This is a genomic window from Amycolatopsis sp. MJM2582 (assembly GCF_000754115.1).
In the GTDB taxonomy this organism is placed as follows: domain Bacteria; phylum Actinomycetota; class Actinomycetes; order Mycobacteriales; family Pseudonocardiaceae; genus Amycolatopsis; species Amycolatopsis japonica.
This window is the reverse complement of record NZ_JPLW01000003.1, coordinates 1,258,488-1,270,213: the sequence shown is the minus strand read 5'-3', so window position 1 is coordinate 1,270,213 and position 11,726 is coordinate 1,258,488. Positions and strand designations below refer to the sequence as shown.

9 protein-coding genes are annotated in these 11,726 nt (G+C 68.8%); 3 read left to right on the top strand and 6 right to left on the bottom strand.

The annotated features are described in order from the left end of the window. Nucleotides 1-343: 343 nt before the first annotated feature. The gene (locus tag ED92_RS24780) at nt 344-1,783 is read left to right on the top strand and encodes a PP2C family protein-serine/threonine phosphatase (protein ID WP_037342336.1); all 1,440 of its coding nucleotides are present in this window, start codon (nt 344-346) and stop codon (nt 1,781-1,783) included. A 7-nt stretch (nt 1,784-1,790) separates the two neighbouring features. Here the strand turns inward: ED92_RS24780 and ED92_RS24775 are convergent, their stop codons facing one another. From ED92_RS24775 to ED92_RS24755, 5 genes are all read right to left on the bottom strand, one after another. Continuing rightward, nucleotides 1,791-2,345 carry a cysteine hydrolase family protein gene (locus tag ED92_RS24775; protein WP_037342335.1) on the bottom strand — a complete coding sequence of 185 codons (555 nt, stop codon included), beginning with the start codon at nt 2,343-2,345 and terminating at the stop codon, nt 1,791-1,793. Between the two features lie 67 nt (nt 2,346-2,412). Further along, complete coding sequence (locus tag ED92_RS24770) at nt 2,413-3,240, bottom strand: acetylxylan esterase (RefSeq protein WP_037342637.1); 828 nt, start codon at nt 3,238-3,240, stop codon at nt 2,413-2,415. 184 nt (nt 3,241-3,424) lie between these two features. After that, entirely contained in the window at nt 3,425-4,606 is a 1,182-nt protein-coding gene (locus ED92_RS24765; RefSeq protein WP_037342334.1) for a cysteine desulfurase-like protein, read from the bottom strand. An 80-nt stretch (nt 4,607-4,686) separates the two neighbouring features. After that, nucleotides 4,687-6,672 carry a peptidase S8 gene (locus ED92_RS24760; RefSeq protein ID WP_037342333.1) on the bottom strand — a complete coding sequence of 662 codons (1,986 nt, stop codon included), beginning with the start codon at nt 6,670-6,672 and terminating at the stop codon, nt 4,687-4,689. Between the two features lie 117 nt (nt 6,673-6,789). Continuing rightward, complete coding sequence (locus ED92_RS24755) at nt 6,790-7,593, bottom strand: sulfite exporter TauE/SafE family protein (RefSeq protein ID WP_037342332.1); 804 nt, start codon at nt 7,591-7,593, stop codon at nt 6,790-6,792. A 91-nt stretch (nt 7,594-7,684) separates the two neighbouring features. Between ED92_RS24755 and ED92_RS24750 the strand changes: the two genes are divergently transcribed. Together ED92_RS24750 and ED92_RS24745 are read left to right on the top strand one after the other, a co-directional pair. Next, entirely contained in the window at nt 7,685-8,458 is a 774-nt protein-coding gene (locus ED92_RS24750; protein WP_037342331.1) for a helix-turn-helix transcriptional regulator, read from the top strand. A 219-nt stretch (nt 8,459-8,677) separates the two neighbouring features. Next, a complete protein-coding gene (locus ED92_RS24745; RefSeq protein ID WP_037342330.1) occupies nt 8,678-10,870 on the top strand; it encodes a P-loop NTPase fold protein in 2,193 nt (730 codons plus the stop codon). Nucleotides 10,871-10,884: 14 nt separating this feature from the next. On the opposite strand, the gene ED92_RS24740 is transcribed toward ED92_RS24745, so the two are convergent. Next, nucleotides 10,885-11,700 (bottom strand): DUF1206 domain-containing protein, encoded by an 816-nt coding sequence (locus ED92_RS24740; RefSeq protein WP_081975915.1) that lies wholly within the window; start codon nt 11,698-11,700, stop codon nt 10,885-10,887. Nucleotides 11,701-11,726: the final 26 nt, after the last annotated feature.

Genomic DNA, 11,726 nt, shown 5'->3' with positions numbered 1-11,726 from the left:
CCCAAGCCCCGCCCCCCCCCCTCCTGCACAGCGGCGTGATCCCCCCGGGCCCCCCCGGCGGGACCCGGCGCCGGGCGCGCCCCACCAACCGCCGCAACCAACCCGGTTACCGGCGGATCGGCGCTAACTTCTCAACGCTCAGAACCGCTTTCGGAAGCCGACCTTAGCCGAATGCGATCACCCCGCCTACCGCGACCCACGTTCTGCCCGTCCCGGATCGTCTCTGCCCGGCACGCGGTCGACGAACCGCTCGGCCACCTGGCGTAACGCGACCTCCTCTCCGCCATGTTTCAGCCGGCGCCGTGGTTGGTACCCAGGCGCCGTATCGCCGAGATCCCCGGGGGTGGTCACTCTGTCCTCGCTCCAGGCCGAGGAGCAGCGACGGATCGTCGCTGCCTGCTTCGCGCGCACCGGGCTCACGATGGAGCAGCTATGGCTGAGGTACTTCGCGCTCGGCGGTGACGTCAGCGAAGTCGAACTGGAGGCGTTCCTGCAGGGACTGCTCCCCTTGCCCCGGATCCAACGGGACATGGTCGCCCACGCGGTCAACGAACGCCTCGACGAGATCTCCGGCGCGAGACGGGCGCCGTACAGCCGCGAACCCAGTGAGGACACCCGCCCCCGCGGCCCGCTGGCCGCACTGGTGGGACTTCTCGACGGCGCCCACCGGGTCGCCCCGGAGCGACTGCCCGAGGTCATCGCGGCGGCGGGGCGCGCGCTGGACCTCCGGATAGCCGTCTACCTCGCCGACTACGACCAGCACCGGCTCATCCCGTTTCCCGAGCGGTCGCCCGGCCGGGTACCGCTGGCGATCGACACCAGCACCGCCGGTCAGGCGTATCGGCAGGCGGGCACCATGATGGCCGAAAACTCCGTCGGACCGCGCTTGTGGACCACGCTGCTGGACGGCGACGAGCGCGTAGGCGTGCTCGAGGTCGAAGCCGGCCCGAACACCGACCTCAACGACCCCTCACTGCGCACCCAGTGCCATTGGCTCGCGTCACTGTCCGGCCACCTCATCGCCGCGGCGATGCGCTACGGCGACGGCCTCGACATGACACGCCGCCGACGACGCCGCGACCCCATGGCCGAACTGCTCTGGCAGCACCTGCCCCCGTTGACGGCGGCGACGCGCGACGTCGTGGTGGCAGGCGGAGTCGAGCCCGCCTACGACGTTCGCGGCGTCACTTTCGACTACGCCCTTTCCGAAACGACGGCATGGCTGGCGATCTTCGACGCTGGCCGCGAGTCCGAGTCCTCGGGCCTGGCGGTGTCGGCGGCACTCGCGGCCTACCGGTCCGCCCGCCGCGAGGGCGAAGGCCTGCGCGGCCAAGAGAGCGCTGTCGACAAAGCGCTTTCGACACAGTTCGGCGCCGAAGCGTCGGTTCGCGGGACCCTGGCCGAAGTGGACCTCGCCCACGGGGATCTGCGCCACCTCGAAGCGGGTGGGGAAGCACCGCTCGTGCTCGGCAACGGACACAGACCCGGACAGGCCACAGTGGACAGTGCACCACGATCGCCGTTCGGTGCCGGAACGCCGGGCCGGATCTCGACCGCCCGTCTCCAGCCTGGAGATCTCCTCGTCCTGCACACCGAAGGCCTCTCGGAGGCGCGTTCCGCCGACGGCGCACGGTTCTCACTCGCCGGAAGCCTGGAAGCCAATGCCGGATACGTACCGCCCGAGATCGCCCGCCGTGTGCTGCAGGCGGCGAAGTCCCACTGCCACAACGCTTTCGCCGCTGACGCCGGCCTGCTACTCGCTCACTGGCCGAAAACGCCGTGAAGCCGGCTCAGCCGTTGAAATCGACGTCTTCGCTCATCACCGTCCCTCCCTTTCGGCCCGGCGCGGCCTGATACCGCCAGTACAGGTTCGTGTGCGCGATGACCAGTTCAGGCGCGATTCCGCCCCACTCGGTCTTGTCCACGGTCGTGTGCGCGTCGCCGACCAGCGTCGCGTCGTACCCGCGGACGATGGCGCCGTGCAGCGTCGAACGGATGCAGGCGTCGGTCTCGGCCCCGACCACCACCAGCCGTCCGACACCGCGTTCGGCCAGCACCTTCTCCAGGTCGGTGTCCTCGAACGAGTCCCCATAGGACTTCTCGACGACCGGCTCGGTTTCCTCCGGGTCCAGTTCGCCGACGATGCGCCATTCCTGGCTTCCCCGCACGAGCCCGTCGTCGGAGTGCTGCACCCACACGACCGGGACGCCTTCCCGCCGTGCCCTGCCGACGAGACCGCCGATCTTCGCGACCACGGCGTCGCGCTCGTAACCCTCGTCGACGACGGCGTTCTGGACGTCGACGACGAGGAGCGCGGTGTTCGGCCGGTTGTCGAGAGTGGTCATGTCAGGTATCCCTCCAGGTCAGGCTGCTGGGGCAGACCCTAACCCGGACCACCGACAGGAACGGCGATCAAGCTCCCGGAACGGCCAGCGCCTTCGTGTTGCGCTGGACATCGGACCACGCGCCGTCCCGGCACAACCCGCAGGACGGGCCGAAGAACTCCGCGCGGGCCCGCTCGTCGCCGGAAAGCCAGAACCGGAACCACGCCGTGATGGCGCCGCGGAACCCGCCTCCGTCGCCGACGGGCGTGAAATGGGTCGCGCCGCGGAGTTCGCCGTAGATCGCGGGGACCTGGTCCGCGAGGCGGTAGCGCGGGATGACCAGCAGGCCGGGGATGACGATGGTGTCGAACTGGCCGCCGAGGAAGAACGAAGGGCCTTTGAGTGCCGTGGCGGAACCCTGCGGTCCAGGCTCGATCGGGATCGTCGTGGTGACGCGCGAGTCGGCGCCGGCGACGATCGCTCCCCCGCCGCCTTGCGAATGGCCGGTGGCGCCGATGTGCGCGGTGTCGATCTTCCCCTCGTAGCGGCTGCCGGGACGGGAATTCTCGGCGATCAAGGTCGTGGCACCGGCCAGCATCTCCTGTCCCGAACCCGCGTTCGGCGTGTCGGCCGCCGCGACGACGAAACCGTGGGAGGCCAGATGCCGCAACAGGCCGTCATAGGTCTTCGGGTTCGCACCGGTCCCGTTGCCCCACAGGATGACCGGATGCCTCTCCAGCCGCGAAGGCCGGTACACGGTGTGCGCGCTGTCGAGGGCTTCGACGGTCACCGCGTAGGGGCCTGGTTCGCTCCATCGGGTGTCGATGGCGGTCGCGGCCGTCGCTGCGGGTGCGAGACCGACGGTGGCGAGCGCGACCATCCCGGCGATCAATGTCCGTGCGCGAAGTCTGCCCATGGTGGCCACCCGTCCCGTTTCGCCAGGGCCCCGATGCCCACGGCGTTCCTTCCCAGGGTGTCGGTCCGGTCACCGTACGTCCATGGGGCCGATCACAAGGTCGTGCGGACGAGGCTTGTGATCGACCCCAACGCCAGGGCCAGCCGACGGGCTGCCAACCACACAACTCACTCACGATCCGTCTTCACCCGAACGTCGAAAGCCCGTCCAGCAGCCTGTCGACGTCATCGATGCTGGTGTACGGGGCCAGCCCGACCCGGAGCGCCGGATCCTCCAGCTTCAAGGCCGCGAAGACTTCGTAGGCGTAGAAGGATCCCGCCGGCGCGACGACGTTCCTTTCGGCGAGATGCAGTTGCGCCTCGCGCTCGCGGCCACCGAGGCTCATCAGCACGGTCGGGGTCCGGTCCGCCGCCTTGCAGTGGACGGTGACGGCGTCGCCCAGCCCTTCCTCCAGCCTGGCGCGCAACGTGTTTTCGTGCTCGTGCAACGAATTCATCGAGTTCGCGAGCCGTTCTCGCCGTGATCCGCCCGCTTTGGGGTCCAGCGCGGCGAGGAAGTCCACCGCCGCCGTGGCACCCGCGAGCATCTCGTAGGGCAGCGTGCCGAATTCGAACCGTTCGGGCACGGTGTCGGGCGACGGCACGAGCTTGTCCGGCTCGACGGTTTCGAGCAGGGCGGGCGACGCGCCGAGCACGCCGCAGTGCGGGCCGAGGAACTTGTACGGCGAGCAGACGAAGAAATCCGCTCCGAGCGCCGGCACGTCCACCAGTTCGTGGGCGGCGTAGTGCACTCCGTCCACGAACACCAGCGCCCCGGCGTCGTGGGCGAGATCGGCGATCCGGCGGATCGGCGGCTTGGTGCCGAGGACGTTCGAGGCCGCCGTGACCGCGACCAGCCTCGTCCGTTCGGTGAGGACGAGGGAATCGAGGTCGAGTTCCGTGGTGTCGGGGTCGATGTCGAGCCAGCGGACGGTCATCCCGGCGCGCTCGGCGGCCTGGACCCACGGCCGGACGTTGGCGTCGTGATCGAGACGGCTGACGACGATCTCGTCGCCCTCGCACCAGCTTTTGGCCAGGTGCCGGGAAAAGTCGTACGTCAGCTGGGTGGCGCTGCGGCCGTGGACGACGCCTTCGGCGGGCACGCCGAGGAAGTCCGCGTAGGCGTCACGGAAGCCCGAGACGGCGTTCTCCGCGTTGAGTTCGGACGGGCTGACCTTGCCCCGGTTCGACAACGGACCGGTCAGCGTCCCGGCGATGGCGTCGGCGACGGGCTGGGGTGTCTGAGTACCCGCAGGTCCGTCGAAGAAGGCGGTTCCGTCGGCGAGGGAAGGAAAGTGGAGCCGGAGGGCGGCGACATCGATGGCCATGTCCCCGACTCTGACATCCGGTGAGGCACGCGTAAACGCTTCGTGGCCGGAACTTCCTCCGGCCACGAAGCGTTTCGGACTCAGTACAGCGTCAACCGGTACGCGCCGGACTGCGCGGTGCCGGCGAACAGATACCGGCCGTCCGCGCTGACCGCCAGGGAAAGCACCCTGGAATCGGGCAGCGCTCCGGGCACGGGCGACCAGGTGCGGCCGAAGTCCGTGCTGCGCAGCACGCCGCCGCCGGCCGTGTTGCTCGCGAACCACACCCGGAAGTCGAACGGATGCGGCAGGATCCGGCTGATCTCACGGGGGTCCTCGCCGTCGAAGACCCGGCGGAACGTCTTGCCGCCGTCCTCACTCAGGTGGATGCCCGCGCCGCCGATGAGCACGCGGCCGCCACCCCATCGGCTGACCGAGATCGAACTGACCGGCTGGCTGGTCACGTGGGTCCAGGTCTTGCCGCCGTCGTCCGAGCGGGACAGGCCGTCGGAGTCGCCGCCCCAGACCCGGTCCGGGTTCCACGGGTCACCGGCGAACGCGATGAAGCCGTTGTCGGTCGCGAGCTTCTCCCAGGTCTTCCCCGCATCGTTGCTGCGGTAGAGCACGTAGCCGCTGGGAGCGAAGGCCGAGACGAGCACCCGGTTCGGGTCGGCCGGGTGGGCGAAGATCGTCCTGGGGAGGCCTTCCTTCGCCTTCGCCGCGAAGTCCCAGGTGCGTCCGCCGTCGCCACTGCGGAGCACGTCGAGCGAGAAACCGTTCCGGGTGACCTGCCAGACGACGTCCGGACGGCCCGGCGAGACGGACAGCCGCGCGTCCTCGTGCAGCCGGTCGGCCGGGTGCGACTGCCAGACCCGATCCGCCGCGGCCACCTTGCCGCGCGGGAGCGGCGTGTTGTAGATCTCCTGCACGCCCGCCGCGACGACGCTCTCGCGCACCAGGTTCCCGGTGGTCACGAGGTCGCGGATGGATTCACCGGGGACACCGATCTGCTGGTAGCCCCGCTTGCCCTCGTCCGCGTACACGCCTCGATAGAGCGAGGAGATCAGCGTGGTGGCGGGTTTACCCGGTCCGGCGGGGAGGTCGATCATGTCGCTGACGCCTTCGCCCGGCGCGGGCACCGGTTTGCGGGACCAGGTGCGGCCGAAGTCCGCGCTGACGTCTATGTCGTTATACGTCGACACGTACAGCCGTCCGCCGAGGAAACGCGGTTCGCGCAGGGTCTGCTCGCCGGGATCGCGGCGCAGCACCGTCCAGGTCTTGCCGCCGTCGGTCGAGCCGTGCAGTTCGGGGCCGACCGTGACCACGAATCGCTTGCCGTCCGAGGCGACCTGGTTGATCTCGCCGTTGGTCCGGTAGACGAGTTCGGCCTGCGGCTCCTTGCCGCTGACCCCGCGGACCACCCAAAGGGCGTACTCGGGGTAGACCGTCGTGAGGTAGGCGTCGTCGCCGACCAGCGTGAGCTTGAGCGCACCGACCGGCGAGGCGTTGCCCTCACGCGGCCAGGTCCTCGGCACGTCGTTCCAGTGCTCGCCACCGTCGGTGCTGACGCTCAGCGAATCCATGTTCTGCACCACGACGACCCGGCCGGTCGGGTCCGTGGCCATCCCGAACGCGCCGTCGGGGTACCACTCGCGCAGGGTTTCCCAGGTCTGGCCGCGGTCGGTGGTCCGCACCAGCATGCCGCGCCATTCGCCGAGGAAACCCGCCGGTTTGTTGCCCACCGCGAGCATCCGGTCCGGGTTCGCCGGATCGACGAAGAAGCCCTGGATGGAGGTGTCCTGCGGCAGACCGCGGCGCACACTCCAGGAAGCGCCGCGATCGCCGGAGAGCCACAGCGCGGGCGGGCTCGGCTGCATCATCGCGAGGCCGGCGGGCGAAACGGCGAGTATTCCGCCGACGCTGTTCGGGCCGACCGGTTCCCAGCCGCCGCGCGGCTTCCCGGTCGCGTTGACGTCCGAGGGCGGGGCCTGGGGTTCGGCGGTGGCCACCGACGTCGCCCCGGTGGTGCCGAGAACCGTCAGCAGCCCGAGAACGAACATGCGTTTGGTGATCGATCTCAGTTTCATGCGGGAGATCTTGGCGCAAGATCCGAAAAAGAGATAGAGGATTCGTCGGATCTTTGCCTGGCGATAACCCCTTGCCATGCCTCTCATGCCTTGTCAAGGGCTTGACAAGGCATGGACTCATCCGATCACTACCGCGATCAGCGCGGCGCCGAGCAGGGCGAGGTACGCGATCGCGTGCGCGCGGTCCGGGATCCGGCCGACCACCCGGCGCGTCACGGCGATGGTCGGGAGCGATCCGCACAGCAGCGCGCCCGCGGCCACCAGGTCGACGTAGCCGACGTGAGCACCGCCCGAGGACGTGCCCGTCGCCGCGAAGGCGTAGACGGCCGTGCCGATCACCGCCACGGGCAGGCTCAGCGGGTTCGCGAGCGCGGTCGCGTCGGCCATCGGCAGGCCCTTGCGCCGCATGAGCGGCACGGTGAGGACACTGCCCCCGACGCCGAGAAAGCTTGCCACGGCACCGATCCCGGTCCCGCCCGCGATGGTGGTGACGCCGCCGAGCGCACGTGGCCCGTCGTCCTCACGCCTGCTCACGAAACCCTTCCGGGCGACGCTGTCGGCGATGGTCAGCGCGAGGTAGGCGACGAAGAGCCAGCGCAGGACACTTTCGTCGGCCACGGTGGCGGCGAAGGAGCCGAGGACGGCACCCAAACCGATGAAGGCGACGAGCGGCCACAGGTAGTCGCGGCGAAGCCGGCCCGTCCCCAGCTGGGCGAGGGTCGCGCTCCCCGCGTTGACCACCATCACCGCGGTCGACGTGGCCACCGCCACGTGCATCGCGTCCTGTGCGTGCTCCGGATCCGCGAGTGCGAAGGCGTAGACGACGGGCACGGTGATGAACCCGCCGCCGAATCCGAAAAGGACGGTGATGACGCCGCTCAGGCAACCGAACCCGAGGAGCACCGAAATCTTGATCAGCACTCCCTCGACGGTAGGCCGCCCCGGCACGGCGGGCATTCGAAAGGGCGACAGTTTCTTTCGCGGATCGGACACCCGGCGTAGCCTTGGTGAGGTGCGTGACGTCCCCATCGACGAGGTCGACCATCTCGACCGCCCGGTGGTGGCGATCCGCACCGATTACCCACCGGGGCACCGGATCCTCCCGCATCGGCACCGCCGGGCGCAGTTCCTCTACAGCGCGACCGGGTCGATGCGGGTCGAAACGGCCGACGGCACGTGGACCATCCCGACCCGCCGCGCGGTGCTCGTCCCGCCGGAGACCGTCCATCAGGTGTTCACGACGACCGTGAGCACCCGGAGCCTGTACATCGAACCGAAGGCGGTGCCGTGGTTCCCGCGTCGCTGCCAGGTCGTCGAGGTGTCCGCGCTGCTCCGGGAACTCCTGAACGAGGCCGTCGGCGTGCCGGAGCTGTACACCGCCCGCGGCCGGGACGCCGCGGTCATCGGCCTGACCCTGCACGAGATCCGCCGGTCCGCCCCGGTCCGGCTCGACCTCCCGCTGCCGAAACACGAACGGCTGCGAGCCCAATGTGAGTCCTTTTTGGACGATCCGGACATCCACGATCCCGCGAGCGAATGGGCGAACCGGCTGCACGTGAGCGAACGGACGCTGAACCGGCTCTTCACCGCGGAGACCGGGATGGGTTTCGCCCGCTGGCGGCAGCGGGCCTGCGTCCTGCATTCCCTGTCACTGCTGTCGGACGGCCTGCCCATCGCCGCGATCGCCGCCTCGCTCGGCTACGAGAGCCCCGCCGCGTTCTCGACGATGTTCACCCGGCTTCTCGGCACCTCGCCGAGGGACTACCGCGCCGCGTTCGCGCTTTGAATGCGGTGTCCCAAAGTGGGATCGCGCTCCGGCTCGCCGCCGTAACGACGCGAAGGGCCGCCGCGACTGACCGACGTCCGGCCGGAACGTCGAAAGGTCACCCATGACAAGCCTTTGGCAGCGTCTCGAGGCAGGTGGCGCGGTCCGCGAGGGAGGCGACCGCATCGCCGCGTCGACCTTCGTCGGTATCGACGGCCGTCAGCCGATCATCACGCAGCCGTGAACGCGCGGGACTACCGCACCGTGGCCGAACCTCTCGTCACGACCCAGATCAGGGAAATCGCGGGCCGCTTGTTCGAACGCCAGGAGTTCGAACACTACAAGGCCTGCCGCACCGAAATTCTGCAGCGGTTGCTGGACGACGAAACCGTCAAGATCAAGAAGGCGACGGAGCCCGACCGGATCGCCTACGGCAATGCGATCGACTCCGCCACCAGCGTCGCGAGAAGGCTTTCACGGCGGAACGTGCTCCGCATGTTGGCGCTGAACACCGTGCTGCTTCTCCTGGTCGCGATTTCCCTGCTCTTCTCGTTCGCTCCCCGGACGAAACTCATCGACACGCTGGCGGCCGGCTCCAAGGAAAGCTGGATCGCACAGAACCTCACCATGCTGTCCTTTCTGAGTTGGCTGGCCGCGGCGATCTGCGCGGCCACCATCCTGGGGCAGGGGCTGCGACATCGCGTAGCGACCCGGGCGGCGCTCCGGCCGGCGACGACCGCCGGCGGCGTACTGGAAAGATCGATGGCGTCAGCGGTGCAAGAAGCCCTGTCCGCGGCCATCAACTCGACTTTGGGGCCCCGGGGGATCATCGCGTTCCCCACCCACGCCCCTCGGCTCGTGGAACTCGATGTGGCGCACTTCCGCCAATCCAAGACCACCGCCTATGTCAAGGAATTCATCCTTGAGCACGAAGCGTCCGCGGTCGGTCTCGCCGGGACCCGTGGATCGGGCAAGTCCACCGTGATGCGATCACTTGTCGCGGATCCCGACATCGGCGGACCGGTGGTCATCGTCCCCTCCCCCGTGCGATACGACGCCGGCGAATTCATCAGGATCCTGCTCGCCGAAGTCGCGACCGCGATCTCGAGAGGCCACGGCCGCCAAACGGCGAACCGGTTGCGCGACGCGATCGAGCGGTTCAGCGGGCGAACACTGCTGATGCTGACGGGCGCCGGGATACTGGCCGGGTTCGTACCGGACGTTTTGGCTCCTTCGTCCTCACTCTCGCGATCTGACTCATGGCTGTCCAGCGATTCCTTCGGCGGCCTGATCGCCAACGCGGCTTCGATCGTCCTGCTCGTCCTCGTGGCGACGGTTCAACTGGCCAAGGTCATGCTGCGGCTCAACACCGAAACCCTGCCGCCGGACATCCGGCAAGCGCGCGAGTTGCTACGCGAACTGAGGTGGGAAACGGAGCAGGGAACCACGGTGAAGAGCACGTTGAAGGTTCGGTCCTTCTTCGAGGCGGGCGGGGAAAGCACCTTGAAGCTCAAGAGCCGCGCGATGACCCGGTCCGAGTTGGTCGGTGCACTACGTGATCTGCTGAAGTGCTTCGCGAGGCATACGAAGGCCACTCGGATGGTCGTCTGCGTCGACGAACTCGACAAGATCGACGATCCCGATCATCTCGTCGCCATCGTCAACGAGCTCAAAGACCTCTTCCACATCCAGAGAGTGCACTTCCTGGTCACCGTGTCCACTGACGCCCTGGACTCGTTCGAGCAACGAGGGCTGGCCGGACGCGACGCATTCGACTCGTCGTTCGACACCGTCGTGCACACCGATTGGCTGACCCTCGACGAGTCGCTCGACGTCGTGAACTCGCGCTGCACCGGCTTCCCACCCATCGTCGCGATGCTGTGCCATGCCTGGTCCGGCGGGCTCGCCCGCGACCTTCTCCGAGCGGCGCGCGGAGCGGTCGAATTGCAGCGACGGACACCGGACGAGCCGCTCAGCGTGGACGTGATCATCCGGAATCTGGTGCTCGACGACCTGGGTGGCGCCGTCCGGGCCGCCTTGCGCGGAGTGCCCGATTGCGATGACCAACTCGACGGTCTGTGGGTGCTCCACCAGCGCCTCGCGGCCACGCGCAGCGGCGAGATCACGGCCGAGCGGGCGCAGGAGGAGATCGGCGATATGAGTCTCAAGACGCCCGCCCTCCAAGCATTGCAGGCGAAGACGAGGTTGGGGCTGTCGCTGGTGCGGATCGCGCATGCCGCGACTTCGCTGCCCGACTACTGGCTGGAAGACGGATCCGCCATCCTCAACCTCCGCAAGGCGGCGGAAGAACACGCCGCGGCCGTCAGGGAACTGGGCGAACCCGCCCCGATCCTGGAACTCGCCGTGCGAACCGCGATTCGAGAGTTCGACCCGGCTGTTCTCGCGACCGCGCCGAGCACCGGCGAGCGCTGAGTCCGCCTGACGGCTCATCCACGCTGCGCCCGCGCCGCCCCGACGCAGTACACACCGAAGGCCGCGACCCCGATCGCCACCACGATGAGCAGCACGGTGCCGAACGGCTGGGCGGCCAAGGTCCGCAGGGCGGCGTCGAGCCCGCCGGAACGGGACGGATCATGCGTCAGCGCCGCGTACCCGATCAGTACGGCGACCACACCGAACACGACACCCCTTGCCACGTAACCGATCCTGCCCAGCCGCTCCACCCATCGCCGGGTCCCCGACGGGAGCTTCGCGAGGTCGAGGTCCTGTTCGAAGGTCCGGCGTATCCCCTTCACCACCGAACCCACCGCGACGCCGAACACGATGACGGCCACCACGGTCACCAGGAACGGACCGGCGGGCAATCCGAGCAGCCACGCGGTGAACTCCTGCTGCTTCTGGTCGCCACTGCCCTGTTCCCCCGCCCCTAGGGCGACCTTGGCCGCGTACACGCCCAGCGAAATCCCCACCAGGCAGCGCACTCCGGACGTCACCCGCTTGACGGTGCGAGTGCGCTGCTTGTCGATCCACGTGTAGCCGACCGCGGCCAGCAACCCCTGCCACAGGCCGTAGGCCACCAGTCCCACCGCCAGCACCCACAACAGCACCCCGCCCACCGGGGTCGAACCGACCTCGGTGATCGCGCCGCGTCCGTCGGCCTCCTGGCCGCCACCGCCGACGGCGACGCGCACCGCCAGGTACCCGATGAGCAGATACACCAGTCCGTAGCAGCCCATGCCGATCCGTCCGAGCACCTGGACGGCCTTGTTGTGGCGCACCTGTCTCGCCTTGGTCGTGGACATCCGGTCCACCTCCTCAGAGTCTCCAT